Here is a 19,545-nt window from a genome sequence, read left to right as displayed (position 1 = left end):
AACATCAAATTAGCATTCATTATAAATTCATTCCCTTTTAATATCTACAAAATGGATCTTTTATATTCTTTTTTTTTTACATAAATAAACACAAATTTTTATTAGAAATTAACAAAAAAGTAGACAAAATGTTACAAACATAAATTTTAGCATAATTATTATTTTGATAAATAAACAAAAAAATTACAAAAACTAGCGTATAGTGTATCACTTTTTTATAGTTGCTTAATTGATAAAGTAAACTACCTGTAATACATTAATTCTTATAGTTGTATTTATTATATTTTTCATATTATAATCCTTTATATTTTTTTTAGGGTTTTATGAATAAATTGCGATCTTATTGGCTGTTATGCATATTATGCATATTTTTTATCGCAATTATAGTTACCTTTTTTAGCTTAATGGAGAAGTTTAACTCTAATCTAAGTATAGGTATTATTAATACGGTATTGTTTCTAGTATTTTTAAGTATTATCGCTACTTTAGCACATACGATTATGTTGCACAGAGGGTTACCTATAGAACATATAGAGAAATCAACTGATAATATACAGCAACAAATGGGTATATTTTTACCTATATCATCTGAAGAATTGAGTAAAATAGATCACAAATACAATATTACAGATCTTACATGCAATTCTATGTCAGGTATACAAGATAATATTTTAGCGATAAAACAAAACAGAGGTATGTTGTCTTCTAAGAATTTAAAAATACAATTAGACACTACTATAAAGTCTGAGTTGTTATATAATATTAAAAATGCTGCTGATATAAATACTCCAGGCATATGTATTGTCACGAAAAGCAATACACAAGATGTTAAGAAAATTATTCAAGGATGTACAGATTTTACAATATTATACCCAATATTAAAAAATAACAATCTGTCATTAGCTTGTAAATACATAGAGTTTTGTGATGATGTAAGTAAGTATTGTTTCACAAAAAAAGATTTTCAAGAAATTCTAAAGAAAAAAGTTATTGATCATCAAGATCCTAATAAAACAATATATCAAGTTATCGCAGAGTATTTTTTATCTATGTGCCCAATGGAAAAATTTTACAGTAATGAAGACCATTGGTATTCTTCAGAGATCGGTAAAATGGCATTAAGTTTTTTTAATATTTTTGGTACTAAAGATATATTAGGGGAAAATGGTTTATGTTCACATCTAAAAGATGAAACTTTAGAATGCAAAGCTTTATGTATTGAAAGCTATATCTTATATAATGTTACACCTCAACACGATCCTGTAAGTGAGAGAAAAGTATTATCGATGATACAGAATATATATTTTCAACGTTCTTGTGATATAAATAGTTATGATAATTTGTACGAAAATCGTTATGTGAATAGACGTGGTGAAAATATTGCTGATCTTATACGCCACAGAATTAAGCATAATAGATTATACAAGTATATTTGTGCAATTGCTAGTTATAGTAGTCTTGATTCCAATGGTGATTTCCATAATCCAACAGATATGTTTATTGATGAGTTATTACATTTAGAAAATTGTGCAGATGCTTACAATATGGTTCACTATATATTAATCGATGATCCAACAATTATTAGAAACAGAGAATACTATACAAACCCAGAAATTAATGACATACTACAAGAATTATTGGGGGATAATCAATTCTACTCTGATTCTAGTTTAATATCTGCAGCAAAAAACTATATCATGGAACAGTGTAGACCTCATATAAAATTATATTGTGAGAGAGAATATCTAATAGATATAGGAAATGTTGAGAAAGTTATTATTTCTCCTACTGTTAGAACTAATATCAAAAACCTAAGTAATGTTGAATCTCACAACAATAGTCAATACTCTTTTCAAAAACAATAAAAAAAACTTATTATGTTTTTTTATAACATAACGATTATGTTACATATTGATGTTTCTTGTAGTTTTAATACATTAAAAAAAATTATTAATAATCAACGATAGATTTTATAATGTTACTGTAATTACAGTAGTATATTATCAATACAATATACTCTTGATTCAAAGTAAATTGCTGAATATATATATTGGTACATAAGTTTTAGATATTACAAAACTATAAATAATAACCACTACAAACCAAATAAAGGTAGATACTGTATTTTCTCATCTTTTAGTATTACCTACAGACAAATACAACCTTTATATCAAAGTTATGAGAAAAAAACAATATTAGTAGAATTTTTTATAATTTTTATTAAAAGCAATAGTAGATTTATAGTGAGTTTCTTATTATAAATTATGTATTATTTATACAGATGTACAAAAATACAAATATAAGAAAAAAATCTTACAATATATTATATTTCACATATCTAGTAACAGATATAATATTATTATAAATCAAGAATATAAACATTATTATGGTTTACTTTTTATTACGAAATATAACGGAACAGATACCACTAACCACTTTACATATTGTGACTATATTCAGACTAAACCATAAATTATAAAATGCTATTATAATTTTTTTTTTTTGATAATCCTATTGGTATAGAAATAGCTGGCAATCCAGCTAGACTTGCTGGAACAGTAAATACGTCATTTAAATACATAGTTAATGTATCTAATTGTTCATCCATTGCAATGCTTCTTTAGGAGCAGTAGGGGTAAGAATGTAATCAACACTCTTAAAGGATTCGACAAAGTCATTTGTTACTAAACGTCTAATACATTGCGCTTTGTTATAATATGCATCGTAATATCCAGATGACAATGCGTATGCTCCTATTAATATTCTTCTTTTTACTTCTGTTCCAAGATTATTTCCTCTATTTTACAACACAACATAACCTTCAATAGATTATAGAAATTATATATTAATAGTACTTCGCAATATACAGAAAATTATTTAGTTGCTTCCTTTATTTTAATAAAATATTATAGCATTCTAAAACAACGCATTAATATACAATAAAATCAATATCAATGATAAAAAATTTAAGAATTGTAAACAATTTATTGATATATACCATCTAGTTAAAGTGAGAAATCAATGGTATAACAACTCACTTAATTAATAAAACATATATAATGTGTTATATAATAAATAACTTAATAGTATTAAGATCTTAGAACTTACATATTAGTTAAAATAAAGCAATATCAATATTAAAAATGTATAAAACTGATTGAAACATAACACATATAAGTTGAGAAATCATATACCTTCCTGAAGGTACATATAAATGGATACTACATAACTATATAGAAACTAAAAATGGTACAATTGTTCTTACTAGTACTAAAATACACGTAGCACGTACATTATTGATTATGTTTTTCTCATTTATTTCAGGTTATATGTACTTAATTTGCAAATTTTTGTTAAATGTATAGAATTCAATAAAGCTGACTTACTAGATCATTCAGTAAATGATAACTATGAACTTATTAACCTAAGGCTTAAATAAGCAATATTGTAATATTTATTTAATATTAATACATATGATAAATCAATTATACCACAAAACTTCGCAAAAAATATGTGTCATTCATAATAAACAACATTAGTATATAGTGTAAGTTTCTATTAAAAAGAATACTATTCAAGATAACAATTTGTATAATAAATTAAAAGAATCACACAATACTTTATTAATTAAGTATACATTAAATATGTATTACAAAAAGACATTCCACATTTCCAACATATGAAAAACTGCTAAACATTTTTACATAGTACTTTATAACACAAAACAATAAATAAAATTTACAAACTATATTAACACCAACAATATATTCAGTACATTAAAATATACTATTAACACAAACATTACTATTCACAAGTTCAATCTGAGGATCATCTGTTTTTGTTCTATGATGATCATGTACAATCATATCCTTTATTTTCATATCTAAATTTAAATTACTAGTTGCAGAAAATACCATATGCTTTTTACATTCATTCATAAAATATTGTCTTGCAGATTCCATTACAGTTTTAATGTCAGTATCTTCTCTCAGACACAACTCATCTAGTACACATGAAAGAATGAATTCCATTTTAGATTTATCGTACTCCGCTTTTTCGCTCTTATAAGGTTGTTTATTCTCAATACACTCTATATATCTGCAAAAATGATGAATATCATCTTCATATCCTACATGTGTTAATATATTTTTAATAAAATCATTTGTTTTATCATCACCATTACCATTAGTATAATACGAAGCAAGAGCATAAATGTATTTTAACAAATCATCCTTATAAACAGAAGACATTATTAGACTAGCAATATTACTTCCAAAACTATCAACATAATAATTTTTATACAAAAATTCATAATTATTCCTTTCATAGGATTTATTCATATATGTGTGCTTTATTAAGCCAAATACATGCATCTTTGTTTTATCATCTGGTTCTATTTTATGAGTTCTGACATATTTGTTAATATTTTCAATGTGTGATTTTAACATTTGATTTACTTGAGGGGAAAATAAATTTCCATAATTACGGTCATACTCAAACATACTAAAAAAACATGCAGCAACCTTACCATCTTCTGTGTCAGTAAGCCAAGAACCATAATCAGATATTTTAATAGGACACTTATACAAAATATTTAATGCTATCTCATCATAAACAGTCATCTTTTGACTCAACAACCAAGTAGAATAATTACTATCCATAATTTCTGCCATCAAAGCATCATGAAAATCGCTTGCAATATATTCTACATCTTGAGTATTATCTTCAATCTTGGTATAAGAAAGAGATAAAGATAATTTTCCATTAACTAACTCTACTCTGTTTATAGATGGTCTTATGTTTCTTAATAATTTCAATTTATCAGATTCAAGTATAACACATAACCCTGGAACATTACTTATATTATTAATATCCTCTTCACTAAATAGTAATTTTAATCCTTTACTTTTTATTTCCACATCTAGATCAGATGATAACCCTCGATTTTGTGTTACACTTACGACACTTCTAGAGAATTCAGATTCAGGTTTAGATTCAGGTTTAGATTCAGGTTTAGATTCAGGTTTAGATTCAGGTTTAGATTCAGGTTTAGATTCAGGTTTAGGTTCAGGTTTAGGTTCAGGTTTAGGTTCAGGTTTAGATTCAGGTTCAAATTCAAGTTCAAATTCAGACTTAGATTCAGACTTAGATTCAGACTTAGATTCAGACTTAGATTCAGACTTAGATCCAGAGTTATTATATGACAGCTTTATAATATTACTATTAGTATCTAATTTAGATAATTCTTCACGTGAAATCTGTATAAATAGAGGAACTTGTTTATCTAGATTAATCTTTAAACGCTTCCTACTATCCCTCATAGTTATAGCAACACCTTGACTATAGAATGCACAAATTACTAAGGTGCCAATAAAAGCTGCACTCAACCCCACTAAAACAGAAATAAAACTACTACGAACATATAAAGGAATATTATTACCAAATTGCCTATATAACATTATAAAAGTTAAAGCAGTAGCACTTAAAATGACACCTAATGTAATTGGTAAAAATTTTACTCGTAATTTATTCATAATAATAAAAACCTAAAAATTTTATTATAATTTTATCATAACGTATCAATATATGATATTTTAATAATTAATATTAATAATTTATGTAATTAAATAAGAAGTTTTATAACATGTATTTATCTCAATTATAAAACACTTAGTTACTATCAATAACCTATTAGTAATAATATTAATTAATTTTAATAAAAATAAACATATATAGATTAAAGAATTATAGTATTATATTTTATAAATATTTATTAAGATAAATATCTCTTACAAGTAAAAAAAAATAATATTAGTCATATATAATATATATAATTTATTTTAATAGTACATCTAATAAATTTAATAATAGTAAAATAATTAAATGGCATATAATCTCTTAAATTTCCCTATATTAAAAAATAGTAATGCTATTTGACTACAATACCCTACATATCTTAAGTTGATAATTAATACTTTCTCTTTTTATCAACTAACCAAGTATCATGTTAATTTATTTAAAATGCTAGAAATATGTATTAATAAATTCTTTATCAATACAAGATGATAATATTAATTAATATTATATATAACTTATAACTTTATATTAACTGTTAAGTATACGTAAATTGTTCAATAAATTATAGTCCTATCACATAATTACAAATAACGCATAAAATCTTAAAGAGATATAATAACTATACATTCTTAGTCCTATTAAAAATCTTTTTATAATCTAACACATGTAAAAACACATACATAACATGTATTAAAAAAAGAAAGATAAATATCAGATTACATTAAAATATAAGTGATTAAATTTTTTTATATAACACTAAAGTAAGTGGTTTTAGAAGTTAAAAAACATAACTAGAAAAATTAATATGACAACATATTAAGCATATTATCACCACAATACCTTATTATAGCAAGTTAAATTAAAGCAACTCTTGCACAATCTAAATATAAACTTTTTAGCAAATAACATGACAATTTTTACTAAATAATCAATATACTATATGTCCAACACTAGAAATATCTTTACCATTACTATAGCTAAACATTATTAAAAATAACTTTCAATATTAAAAAAGTTTGAGAGTTACCATTACCTTTCTTAACTTGAATTCATGCTATATTAGTTAAGCTTTGTTTTATATCATACTTATATCACTAGAATACCATTATTAGCTATACCTTTTAATTCTAAAGAATCATCATGCTCATAGTAATATATTCCAATTATATATTTAACTATAATAATAAATAGTGAGAAATATATGGTGCTTTATTAAGCATTAATCCAATCTGTTCTTATTACATTAATACATTCATATGTCTTCTTTCACATAACTTAACATTATATAACAAACCTGGACTACAAGATTGGCCTGCTTCTTCATCACTTTTTTCACCCTCTTCTAAATTTATAAGATTCGGATCATTATCACCTGTTGGGCTAACAGCTGTAGTTACAGACAAAAAAGGAATAGAATTGTTTTTAATTTCAGGCCTTACACAACTCTTATCATCATCTCTAGAATCATCACTAGATTTTTTTCCATCACCTAAAAGCTGATTCTGATCAATAGCATTTCCATCAGACTCTTCATTATAACGTACATCAGTAACATTTTCACTAAACATTGGCTCAAGTAATCCTTCTAGAAAATCATCTTGAGAAGCATCATCTTGACTAGGAACTGTAGGCAATCCACCACCTTTAGAAGTATCATTTTGAACAGGAGCTGTAGGTAATCCATCTTTAGAAGCATCATTTTGAACAGGAGCTGTAGATAATCTATCTTGAAAAGCATGATCTTGACTAGGAGCTACTCTATGTAATCCATCTTGAGAAGCATGATCTTGACTAGGAGCTACTCTAGGCAATCCATCTTGAGAAGCATGATCTTGACTAGGAGCTACTCTATGTAATCCATCTTGAGAAGCATGATCTTGACTAGGAGCTACTCTATGTAATCCATCTTGAGAAGCATGATCTTGACTAGGAGCTACTCTATGTAATCCATCTTGAGAAGCATGATCTTGACTAGGAGCTACTCTAGGCAATCCATCCTGAGAAGCATGATCTTGACTAGGAGCTACTCTAGGTAATTCACCTTCAGAAGCATTATTTTGACCAGAAGTTGATGCAGGAGATTCATCTTTACCAAGACAATTCTCTTCAGGATCAACAGCTTTACAAACCTCAGCAATATCTGATGTATCTATATCACCATCTGCAACATGTGAGTCACTTTCACTCAATGAATCAAGTATTCCTAACGTAATGCCATTTGTACACATACACTGAAATAACACCGCTGCAATACCAGTAATCAATATTACACTTATAACAATAGACAATATTTCAGCTTCATTGTCTTTTATTATACCTATACTTTTAAGCACTTGTACTATTATTAAAGAAGACACTACTGCGACGATACACGCAACCTTAATACCATTATTCCTAGAAACTATCATATAAAAAACCTATATTTCATATAATAAAAATTATAACTAATTTGTATTATATCATATATTTTATTAAAAAATAAAAATTTATTAATAAAATATATGATAAAAACTTATTAAATACTAATTTTAAGAGTTGATTATTAGGAATTTTTCATATGTTAAATAGTAAAGATATAGTTTTTAATATACTAAAATCTGCACTATCTAATAAAAAACTAGAATACAATTTTTTTTATTAACACCATAAGTTTTCATGGTAATGAAATTTTTCTTTTATATATAATAGGCATTATTATATATTTACATAAGCTATATTACATAAATATTACTTTTTTAAATTTTAAATTATTATATTTAATATTTTTAATAATTTGTAAAATTAGTATACTTTCGTTGATTAAAGAAATATGAATTATTTACGTTGTATACAAGATTTCTTTATATCTAGTTCTGCAGATTCTATCATACTATTAGCTGCTAGCTTTCCATCTGGATTACCAAAATTATGAGATGTCGTTTCAATAGATCCATAATTTTTCTCAGTACCTTTACGCGCAAATTTTTCTTCATGACTATAACCCACTGTTTGAGGTGATTCTGAAGTAACAATATTATCATCACTTAATTCATAATCAACATCGACAGATTTACTTTGAGTTTCTTTACGAAACAAAAAATTCATCAATTTGGGAAAAAATTGATTATTCTTCTCTTTTTCTCTTCTAGGAACATATTTATATTCATCATCTTCTCCCCTAGAATAAAGAATAGCAAGTTTTTTATCATAATTTATATCTTGATAATTACTGTATAGTGCTACAAAACCAGCTACTAAAAGGATTGTAAATATAGCTACAAACATTGTTAAACGGTTTGCAGGCATACTGTCCTCTACAGATGACATCACTAGTCCTACTGTTGCACAAATTATTACCAATACAGAACTACAACCAATAGCCTTTCTATGATTCTTTATCATAATACTAACCTTAATTATAATAAAATTAAAATTTTATAATACTAATTATATTAATATTAATTTTTTAAATTTAATAATTTATTAAAACTTACTATATAAATATTTATAGTAAATTTATTATTAGTATCATATATTAATATATTAAATATTTTATTAAAAACCACAACTTTAACTTAAGTCAACAGATTACATACATGTATAATTACACTAAGTACTAATAATTAAATTTTGTTCGATACATTATAAGTTATACATAATAAATGTTAAATAGTACTATTGTTAAACAATTGACATGATACTTAAAATAGTTTTTCTAACAAATAATTTATATTTAAGGATATATTATTTACTAATTAATATAATTATTATATCTATAATAATCTATACTTTAGATATCACATGTATAATAAATTATACAAATATCATTTTATTACATTATAAAGTAAATATTTACAGAATATACATTTAACAAATAATAAAATATTGATATTAGTAATTTCTGTAAACTTTACTTTTATAAACTTATAATATTAAAATATTATTATTTAGTTATAACATTGATAATAATAAACATTATGCATATCTTCCTTGACTTTTTTTACTTGCCCTTGACATTTGTAATCTACCAACATTACTATTAAACATTTGCTCATCTAACTCAATAGATGGACTTTCAGGTTCTTTTAGCTTATTTTTAACGTCAGGTTCATCTGCTTTATCATGAGATTTCTTAGAATCCTTAGAAATTTTGTCAGATTCTCTCATTTGCACTTCAGAAGTATATGTATTATAAGTACCATCACTTTGAACATGTAATATTTTCCTTTGTTTGCGCATCAGTATTGAAGCTGCATCCGCTAAGCTCTTAATACTCTTTTCTTCCTGTACTGTCTTAGTTGCACTAACTGGAGTAGATATAATATTCTTAACTTGTTGTTGATCAGTCGTGTGATCAGATAATTTTTGACCATCAGATGTTTGCTGAACAATACCAGATATAGAAGCATCAGCAACGTCATTATGTCCATCATTAGATTCAGCAGATAATTTTTTATCTTTAGATATCGGAATACCAACAATTTGTTGTTTTACAGTCTGTTCACTAGATAATTTTTGATCTTCATGTGTTGCATTAAGACCAGATGTAGAAATATTAACAGAATTATTATCTCCATCTATATTAGATTCAGTAGATAATTTTTCATCTTTAGATACTGGAATATCAGCAGTTTGTCCTCTAGCAACCTGCTCACCAAGTAATTCTTGATCTTTAGAAGCTGGTTCAGGAATAGACCCCTTAAAAGTACTAACAATATCATCATCTTTGCCCATATCAGGTTTGTCAACATCACTAGTTTTTTGAGATTCTTCACTTTTATCTTCACCTTTATCTTCACTTTTATCAGATAACTTGTCCTTTTGAGACGTATCAATTACATCCAACGGTATGTCTTCTAGTTTAGCTTGTTTAGCCTCAGTTAAAGTAGTATATAACTTATTTATTTTATGCTTATTATAGAATGTAAGGACCACAGATACCAAAATAGAAGCTATAACTGAACATACAGCAGTTGCACAAATTATTCCAATTCTAGCTCCAATAGGTAAGTCTTGTGAACAACTTAACCCAATTCCTATAGCCTTACCTATAATTATTGTAACACATGTACCTATAGTACTTAGTTTGTAATTCTTTAGCTGCATAAACTTACCTTAAGGAAATTATGATAAATTAAATAGAATTTTGTTTTTTTTGATTGAAATTTTTAAGTATTTTTATAAATATTAAAATTTAAATTAAATACATACTAATATGTATTGAATAATTAATTTATATCATTTAATAATTAAAATTTAATTTATTTGATTATGATTTTTCTTAACAATTGTCAGTTATAACAAACTATAGATAATTAAAATTTAATATTACTTAAAATAATATCTTCATAACTTTAGTATTATACTAAAACTTAAATAACCTTTTATTTAGCATACAATATTTTAATGTTAATTAAAATTACTTTGAATATAAAAAATATTATAAAAAACAACTTAATCTAGTACAGAATAACACAAACGTTTATAACATATAGCTATATTTACATACTAATTATCAATAGATTGCTTAAACATAATATCTACATACCATATATGAGATACACGTTAAATAAGCATTTTTATCAAAAAAATTATTATTGCTCAAATATAGAACAGAAAAATAATACGTAATAATTAATCTATAATCTTTAAAGCCTGAATAAACGCATTATGTGGTACATTAACATTACCTATGGCTCGTAACCTTTTTTTTCCTTTTTTTTGCTTTTCTAATAATTTCATTCTTCTAGTAACATCACCACCATATAACTTTGCTGTAACGTCTTTACGATATGGTGATATAGTCTCACGCGCGATTATCTTACTTCCTACCGCTGCCTGTATTGCTATCTTATACTGTTGTCTTGGTATTAAATCTTTTAATCTCAAACATATTTCTCGACCTCGTTGTTCAACTTTACTTTTATGAACAATACATGCAAGAGCATCAACTGGCTCAGAATTTATTAAAATAGTTAATTTAGCAATCTCACTATCCATATATCCATCCATTTCCCAATCTAAACTTGCATAACCCTTAGAAATAGATTTTATTCTATCATAAAAGTCAAAAACAACTTCTGATAATGGTAACCTATATTTTAATAATGCAGTATTACCAGAATATGATAGATCTACTTTTTCCCCTCTCTTATTGTTACATAACGACATTACAACACCTAAATATTGATCTGGCACCATAATAGTAGCACAAATCCAAGGTTCTTTTATACTAGCTATATCTTGTACATCACCAAAATCATGAGGATTATGAACCTCACGAAGAATCCCATTCTTAGATATAATTTGATATACAACACCAGGTGCTGTAGCAGTCAAGTCCAAATTAAATTCCCTTTCCAATCTTTCTTGTATAACTTCTAAATGCAACATTCCTAAAAATCCACACCGAAATCCATATCCAAGTGCATTTGATACTTCAATATCAAAAGTAAAACTTGCATCATTAAGTTGTAATTTCTTTAAAGCCTCACGCAATCTTTCAAAATCTCCGGCTTCATTAGGAAAAATACTACAAAAAACTACAGGATGAATCGTCCTAAACCCCGGCATTGGATTATCACATCTTCTCTGCTCTTCAGTAATTGTATCACCTATCTTACAATCCGATAATTCTTTAATAGATGCAGTAATAAATCCAATTTCACCTACTGAAAGTTGATCTACAATCTTTTTATGTGGAGTAAAAATTCCAATATTATCAACTTGATATACAGCATTACTAGACATCATAACAATCTTCATACCTTTTTTTATTACACCATCCACCACACGTAACAAAATTACTATTCCAAGATAGGTATCATACCAAGTATCTACCAAAATAGCCTTCAAGGGGTTATCAAAATTTCCAGATGGAGCTGGTAACCTAGATACTATAGCCTCTAATACATCTTTTATACCTATACCTGATTTTGCTGATACAAGTAGTGACTCACTTGCATCTATTCCTATGATTTCTTCTATTTGAGACTTTACCTTATCTGGATCTGAAGATGCTAAATCTATTTTATTTAATACTGGAATTATCTCATGATTACTATCTATAGCCTTATATACATTTGCTAAAGTTTGAGCTTCAACTCCCTGAGTACTATCTACAACAAGCAAAGAACCTTCGCATGCTGCTAAACTTCTACTAACCTCATATGAAAAATCTACATGCCCTGGAGTATCCATCAAATTCAAATAATAAACCTTACCATCTTTAGCCGTATACATTAACCTCACAGTTTGTGCTTTTATAGTAATACCCCGCTCTCGCTCAATATCCATAGAATCTAAAACTTGGTCTTTCATTTCCCGTTTTTCTAGACCATTACACTCTTCAATTAGACGGTCAGCTAATGTAGATTTCCCGTGATCAATATGAGCTATTATAGCAAAATTTCTTATATTAATTTTATCCATATAAACTAATCCTCATACCATTACTATAGTTCTATGCCTTATCTCCCTTTAGAGTAATAATCTCAAAAGTAGCAGGAATACTAACTCCATCTACTGAAAAATACTTTTTATAATATTCAAAAATTTTCTTAATAGCAGATTTAGTTAATTGACGTCTATTTCTAACATATAATACATTACCTTCACCCATTCTCCTCAAATCTCTAAATAAATTATATATGTCATTATACTGTGTTTGAATAATATTAACATCTATCACAATATTAGAATATCCACTTTTCTGTAATAAAGAAATAATATATTGTACATTAACAAATGGCATAATTCTAGGTGCAATACCTATATCCATTTCAGCTCTAATAATTGAATGTTTGAGTTCATAAAGAGTCTTACTACCAAATAATGAAGCAAGAAAAATGCCTCCCTTCTTTATTAAATTGTATATGCTTAACAAGTTATAAAACAAATTATTAACGTTATGTAAACATAGATGATTCACAACAATATCAAATACTTTATGACAAAACGGTAATTGTTCATCATCAGCTACTACTCTATAACCATCATGAACTCTACACAATACATAGTATGATACATCACACTGAACTACTTGGTCTTTACAAAAAATCAATTTTCTTTGTAGTAAATTCTCAACAAGATAATCAGTTCTGCACCCTATACTTAAAATTAAACCGTTACTTACTGGAAACAAACTTAACTTATCTAAAATAATATTAGTAGTTTCAGAAAATATAAAAGAATCAGCCTTATTATAAAAAGATGCCTTATATCTATATAACCTCACAAGGTTACGATCAAAAATAAGCATAACAAGATTACTGTTGTAGCAAAAAACTACTAAAAGAACCTAGGTTTTCTAGGAACTTCATTACCATTTCTGTTATCATTAAAAGAACGGTTACCATTACCAAAACCGTTGTTATGTAGATCATCCCTATGATAACTAGATCCACCACTACTACGACGAGACCTACCACTACCACGTCTTTTTTTCTCACTTCCATGTCTATTATTAACACTACCTGACGATAAAAATGAATCATCAGAATCAGAATTAGTTTTTCTTATATTATAAAGCTCTCCATCTATAGGTTCACCAGTTTCTTGATCTACCCTACGCATAGAAAGTTGAACGTATTCACGATCTATTCCAATAACTAAAACCTTGACTTTATCATTTACAGAAATGACACTACCTACTGCATTAATATGTTCATTTTTTATTTCACTAATATGAATTAAACCTCGTTTACCTCCCAAAAAGCTAACAAAAGCTCCAAACTTTACAATCTCAATGACAGTACCATCAAAAACCTTTCCTATTTCTGGTTCAGATACAATATCCATAATCATATTTTTAGCATATTCTACTGCATCATTATTAATTGCATATATCATCACAGTGCCATCCTGCATGATCTCAACCCTTGCACCTGTTTTTTCACAAATCTCACGGATATTTTTTCCACCACTACCTATAACATTTCGGATTTTATCCTTGTTTATAAAAATAGACTCTATTCTAGGAGCATGGTTCTTTATACACTCTCTAGACTCTTGTATAACTAAATTCATTTTATCTAAAATATGCATTCTACCATCTTTAGCTTGAAGTAATGATTTCTCAATCACTTCAATGCTTATACCAGAAATTTTCATATCCATCTGCAACGCAGTAATACCTGATGAAGTACCAGCAACTTTAAAATCCATATCACCAAGATGATCTTCATCACCCAATATATCTGAAAGAATGATAAATTTCTCACCTTCTTTAATAAGACCCATTGCAATACCAGCAACAGGTGCCTTAATAGGTACCCCTGTATCCATAAGAGCTAAAGAAGCTCCACAGACAGTAGCCATTGAAGATGAACCATCAGATTCTGTTATCTCAGAAACTACCCTAATAGTATATGGAAAGTCTGACTTCTCAGGCAATACATAGCGAATAGCCTTCCATGCAAGCTTACCATGACCTATTTCCCTTCTCCCAGGAGCACGTAACGCTGCTGACTCACCAACTGCATATGGAGGGAAATTATAATGCAATAAAAAATTCTCTCTCCTATCGCCATCTAAATCATCAACTATTTGTTCATCTTGTGGAGTACCTAATGCAGTAACAACAAGTGCTTGCGTATTACCTCTAGTAAATAATGCAGAACCATGTGTTTTAGGTAAAACATCTATTTCAATTTCGATATCACGTATTCCATTAAAAGCACGTCCATCTATTCTAGAAGAAGTTTCAATAATTTTAGAACGTACTAAAGACCTTTCAAAACTTTTTAATGCACTAATAATATCTTGACTACTATATTGACATTGTAAGTTACCATTAGGTTGCTCATACTTTGCCAACATATCAGACAACACTTGGTCACGTAATTTTTCTAATTCTAATACCCGCTCTTTTTTTACAATATTAGAATATGCTATACTAAAACTCTCTGTATAAGAGGAAGCTATATCATCAACAAGTGAAGTAATATCATGTGGTATAAAGCCAAAAGGTAATATTCCACTTTCTTCTCTAAATTCTTCAATTAATTTTATCACTTCTTGGCAATTTTGATGCCCAAAAGAAATTGCACCTAACATTTGAGATTCAGAAAGTTCAGACGCTTCAGACTCAACCATCAACACAGAATCTTTATTACCTGATAAAAACAAATCTAAAGAGCTAGACAACATCTCATCAGCTGATGCATTCAACAAATACTTATCTTCTGACAATAAGTATCCTACCCTTGCTCCTACCACCATTCCATTAAAAGGAACACCAGATATAGCTAGAGCAGCTGTTGCACCAATTAACGCAGTCACTTCAGGAGGAGTAACTGTATCATATGATAATAAATTACATACTATACTAACTTCATCATAAAAACCTGAAGGAAATAAAGGCCTAATACTTCTATCAATTAAACGAGAAATTAAAGTTTCTCTATCAGATGGTTTACCTTCTCTTTTTAAAAAACCACCAGGAATCTTACCTACAGCATAACTTTTTGCAACAAACTGTACAGTTAATGGTAAAAAATCTACAGGCTCTTTAGCCTTACCTGCTACCACTGTTGACAATACTGTAGTTCCACCATAAGTTACCACTACAGCACCATTAGCTTGTCTTGCTATTTTACCACTTTCTAAAACTAAGGTCTTTCCTCCCCACTCTGTAGACTTCCTTATCAAATTAAACATACTATTACTTCCTACTTTACCTTATAAATCAATCAGTGAAAAACGTCTCTGATACCTAGTTGTTTAACTAAAGCTAGATATCTATCATTACCATATTTTCTTCTAATGTATTGTAATTCATTACGTCTCCTGCAAACCAATACCATTAAACCACGTCTACAGTGAAAATCCTTTTTATGAATCTTTAGATGTTCAGTTAAATTACGTATTCTTTCAGATAAAATTGCACATTGTACAAAAGAAGATCCAGTATCACCCTTCTTAAGGCAATACTCACTTATTAATTCAGATTTTCTCTCGGGTGTAACTGACATAATTAAAATACCAAATTTCTAAACATTAAAAACACGTACTGGCTTTATAACATTATTAGCTATACTACAAATTGCCACTGGCACACTATGTGTGCTGACATAACACATATCACAATTCTTAACCATATACAAGTTATTTAACTGAATATTTTGGCCATTTTTGATTTTTGATATTTCAACACTACAGAATACATCATCAAGATGCTTGATATCCTGTAATACATACCATAATGGTAGTAAATATTTATGAGTATCACCATTATTATGTAATATCTTTAACTTGTCTAATGTAATAGCATTTTTTTGTTTAAAATAACCTACCCGTACTCTACGCAATTTTGCTACATATCCAAAACAACCTAAACGTATTCCAAGATCTCTTGCTATAGAACGAACATATACACCTTTCTTACATAGCAAGTAAAAATCTGCAGTATTATTTTCTCGGCTAAATGATAATAGTTTTAAACGTACTACATTAACATATCTTGAACTTAATTCAAATTCCTGACCATTTCTAGCTAATTTAAATGCCCTAACTCCATCTACATGTATTGCAGAAAAATTAGGTGGCACCTGCTCTATCATCCCAATAAAATTTGGAATAATTTTATTTATCTCTTCAAAGTGTGGAACTATATTACTTTTTTTTATAATTTCTCCACTTGCATCATCAGTAGTCCTTTGTTCACCCCACTGCACAGTAAATATGTAAGATTTCTGCACATCAACAGCATATGGCATAAGCTTTGTAGCTTCACCAATAGCAATAGGTAATATTCCAGACGCTAAAGGATCTAATGTACCTGCATAACCAACTTTTTTAACATTCAAAATCTTCTTAACACGACTCACAACAGAAGCTGAACTTATACCGCATGGTTTATCTATATTTATCCAACCATACATAATACTATCTTCTAAATAATTAAATAGATTCTCTAAAACTAGAAAATATTAACAATGTTGATTATACTAATCAAGATCTAAGTTAAATACTCAATAGAATAATTTAAAGAATATCACAAAAATATTTGCTCATTAAATATCTAATATATTACATGAATATCAAAGTAATAAATTAAAATTCTAATATGAGGCTTTATTAACTATATAAGTTCTAGTATATTATCAATTGTTCAATAAATAATAACTTCATAAGTAAAATATTAACGTAACCTACTTAAAAATACTTTCACAATATTCTCACTCACAATCTTATATATTTATAAATAAATTTACAAGGTACACAAAATATCTAAATTACATTAGATGATTTACTTATACTACTGATATATTACTGAAATTTTCAATATCATGTAAATTTTAGAATACTGTATTTTATCACTATATACATTAATTTAAATTCATATACACACTTAAATAAGTAAATATAATCTAAAAATTTATTACTATCACATACTATCAATTGATATTAACTTACATAATATATCAAACTTCCTTATAACCTTAAAAACTACCTGTCATAATATAATTAAAGTATGATAATTAAGAAGATACATAGTAAATCAATACCAACATCTTATCAACTAAAGCTTATCTAGTAACATATGTATGTGATATTAAAAAAAATAATATTTCTTTCATTCTTAAGCATAAACTCATATTAAGAGTATCATTACCTAAATATTACAAATAATTTTATTTATCATCATGAAAGAGTAGAATATTAGATTCAATAAATACAAAATACCTCTTAAATAGTGTAAAACATTATTTTACACACATACAAAAAATTTCATTAATTTATAAAATCCCTATCCACTAAAATAACTACTAACAAATATATTACATATACACATCTATACAACATAGTCATTAGAATATCATAACTATATACTTTTCATAATATAATTTTAACAAGACTATACTGTCCAGTATAAAAAAATTATCAGTAATATCATTTTTTTATATAATTAACATAATATAACAAATGACAATAAAAATAGATAAGTTATTCTAATTACATAACTTCCTATATTCTCTGTACTATGACTAATAAAATAATATATACTTATATTAACATTACAAATTTCTTTTTAAGAAATAATCCAAACTATTAAATTAACCTAAGCATTTATAATTACTACAAATATCAAAACAATTAAATTAAAAGTTTCAGATTGATTCAATCAAAAAATATCACTATATTACTGTAGTTATATTTTTATATCTTAAAATTCATTTACGTATACAAAATTGAGTTATAAGCTATAGCATTTGCACCCTTAGCTCAGCTGGATAGAGTTTTTGACTACGGATCAAAAGGTCGGGCGTTCGAATCGCTCAGGGTGCACTTTTTTGTACTTCAACACATCTTATTCAGTTAATGCATTTATAATATTAATTAATAATACCTATTATATGAACTCACTGAATATCATAACCTAGAAATACACTCACTACTTGTTACAATAATAAACATATTTTGACATTCATATACTTCAATCTAAATAACAAGTACTATAAAGCACATGAGATGAAACTTTTTACGAGTAATTTAAAATATATAACATCCAATAGTCATAAGATAAAAACTAATGATCAATTCACTCTTCATTAGATATCAACATATAATGAGTTATATATTGATACTGACATACTATACCGAGTTAAATAAGTAAGTATTGCAAATATATCAATTAAGTAAACAATGTTTACTTAACATATCATGCTAAACTTATTAATTAATTACAAAATAAGTCTCATGTTTTCCCATTGACATATCACAATAAAAATACAGGTACAGATAGAAACCTAAACTGTAGGTTATACATAAATATCTATATAATGAATATGTAATACTTAAACCAAAAATGCATTTTCAAATTGTTCAAATATAAATTTATAGTAAAATCATTATAAGATAAACAATATATAATCAATATACTATTTATTATAGTAAAACTTTAAAAAGTAGCATAAATCCATTCATTATCTCAAATCTTTTTAAAATATCATCAGTAAATATACCTCAATCAATATAACCACTGAT

General features: G+C 26.9%; 10 protein-coding genes, 1 tRNA gene and 1 pseudogene. 2 read left to right on the top strand and 10 right to left on the bottom strand.

Annotated features, from left to right (window positions below; translation table 11 throughout):
• The first annotated feature begins 323 nt into the window (after positions 1 to 323).
• Complete coding sequence (locus ERUM_RS01965) at positions 324 to 1,865, top strand: hypothetical protein (RefSeq protein ID WP_011155042.1); 1,542 nt, start codon at positions 324 to 326, stop codon at positions 1,863 to 1,865.
• 635 nt (positions 1,866 to 2,500) lie between these two features.
• Here the strand turns inward: ERUM_RS01965 and ERUM_RS04875 are convergent.
• From ERUM_RS04875 to truB, 10 genes and pseudogenes are all read right to left on the bottom strand, one after another.
• Positions 2,501 to 2,799: pseudogene (locus ERUM_RS04875) on the bottom strand (amidase family protein); the annotation flags it as partial.
• A gap of 977 nt (positions 2,800 to 3,776) precedes the next feature.
• Entirely contained in the window at positions 3,777 to 5,534 is a 1,758-nt protein-coding gene (locus ERUM_RS01960) for a hypothetical protein (protein ID WP_011155041.1), read from the bottom strand.
• A 1,281-nt stretch (positions 5,535 to 6,815) separates the two neighbouring features.
• Positions 6,816 to 7,985, bottom strand: a complete 1,170-nt coding sequence (locus ERUM_RS01955) for a hypothetical protein (RefSeq protein WP_011155040.1) — start codon at positions 7,983 to 7,985, stop codon at positions 6,816 to 6,818.
• Between the two features lie 406 nt (positions 7,986 to 8,391).
• A complete protein-coding gene (locus ERUM_RS01950) occupies positions 8,392 to 8,958 on the bottom strand; it encodes a hypothetical protein (RefSeq protein ID WP_011155039.1) in 567 nt (188 codons plus the stop codon).
• A 573-nt stretch (positions 8,959 to 9,531) separates the two neighbouring features.
• Positions 9,532 to 10,662 (bottom strand): hypothetical protein, encoded by a 1,131-nt coding sequence (locus ERUM_RS01945; protein ID WP_011155038.1) that lies wholly within the window; start codon positions 10,660 to 10,662, stop codon positions 9,532 to 9,534.
• 528 nt (positions 10,663 to 11,190) lie between these two features.
• The gene (gene lepA / locus ERUM_RS01940; RefSeq protein WP_011155037.1) at positions 11,191 to 12,987 is read right to left on the bottom strand and encodes a translation elongation factor 4; all 1,797 of its coding nucleotides are present in this window, start codon (positions 12,985 to 12,987) and stop codon (positions 11,191 to 11,193) included.
• A 31-nt stretch (positions 12,988 to 13,018) separates the two neighbouring features.
• Positions 13,019 to 13,816: a class I SAM-dependent methyltransferase gene (locus ERUM_RS01935; RefSeq protein ID WP_011155036.1), complete on the bottom strand. Its 798-nt coding sequence runs from the start codon at positions 13,814 to 13,816 to the stop codon at positions 13,019 to 13,021.
• A 29-nt stretch (positions 13,817 to 13,845) separates the two neighbouring features.
• Complete coding sequence (gene pnp / locus ERUM_RS01930) at positions 13,846 to 16,215, bottom strand: polyribonucleotide nucleotidyltransferase (RefSeq protein ID WP_011155035.1); 2,370 nt, start codon at positions 16,213 to 16,215, stop codon at positions 13,846 to 13,848.
• Positions 16,216 to 16,247: 32 nt separating this feature from the next.
• Complete coding sequence (gene rpsO, locus ERUM_RS01925) at positions 16,248 to 16,529, bottom strand: 30S ribosomal protein S15 (protein ID WP_011155034.1); 282 nt, start codon at positions 16,527 to 16,529, stop codon at positions 16,248 to 16,250.
• Between the two features lie 18 nt (positions 16,530 to 16,547).
• Complete coding sequence (gene truB, locus ERUM_RS01920) at positions 16,548 to 17,438, bottom strand: tRNA pseudouridine(55) synthase TruB (protein WP_011155033.1); 891 nt, start codon at positions 17,436 to 17,438, stop codon at positions 16,548 to 16,550.
• 1,334 nt (positions 17,439 to 18,772) lie between these two features.
• Here truB and ERUM_RS01915 point away from each other — a divergent pair.
• Positions 18,773 to 18,846, top strand: a tRNA-Arg gene (locus ERUM_RS01915).
• Positions 18,847 to 19,545: the final 699 nt, after the last annotated feature.

The sequence above is a fragment of the Ehrlichia ruminantium str. Welgevonden genome (assembly GCF_000026005.1).
Lineage (GTDB): Bacteria > Pseudomonadota > Alphaproteobacteria > Rickettsiales > Anaplasmataceae > Ehrlichia > Ehrlichia ruminantium.
This window is presented reverse-complemented; position numbering and strand designations above follow the sequence as displayed.

What these genes read in the sequence shown, in the direction of transcription:
- ERUM_RS01965 (WP_011155042.1), top strand. Translation starts at nt 324, where the DNA reads ATGAATAAATTGCGATCTTATTGGCTGTTATGCATATTATGCATATTT.
- ERUM_RS01960 (WP_011155041.1), bottom strand. Translation starts at nt 5,534, where the DNA reads ATGAATAAATTACGAGTAAAATTTTTACCAATTACATTAGGTGTCATT.
- ERUM_RS01955 (WP_011155040.1), bottom strand. Translation starts at nt 7,985, where the DNA reads ATGATAGTTTCTAGGAATAATGGTATTAAGGTTGCGTGTATCGTCGCA.
- ERUM_RS01950 (WP_011155039.1), bottom strand. Translation starts at nt 8,958, where the DNA reads ATGATAAAGAATCATAGAAAGGCTATTGGTTGTAGTTCTGTATTGGTA.
- ERUM_RS01945 (WP_011155038.1), bottom strand. Translation starts at nt 10,662, where the DNA reads ATGCAGCTAAAGAATTACAAACTAAGTACTATAGGTACATGTGTTACA.
- lepA (WP_011155037.1), bottom strand. Translation starts at nt 12,987, where the DNA reads ATGGATAAAATTAATATAAGAAATTTTGCTATAATAGCTCATATTGAT.
- ERUM_RS01935 (WP_011155036.1), bottom strand. Translation starts at nt 13,816, where the DNA reads ATGCTTATTTTTGATCGTAACCTTGTGAGGTTATATAGATATAAGGCA.
- pnp (WP_011155035.1), bottom strand. Translation starts at nt 16,215, where the DNA reads ATGTTTAATTTGATAAGGAAGTCTACAGAGTGGGGAGGAAAGACCTTA.
- rpsO (WP_011155034.1), bottom strand. Translation starts at nt 16,529, where the DNA reads ATGTCAGTTACACCCGAGAGAAAATCTGAATTAATAAGTGAGTATTGC.
- truB (WP_011155033.1), bottom strand. Translation starts at nt 17,438, where the DNA reads ATGTATGGTTGGATAAATATAGATAAACCATGCGGTATAAGTTCAGCT.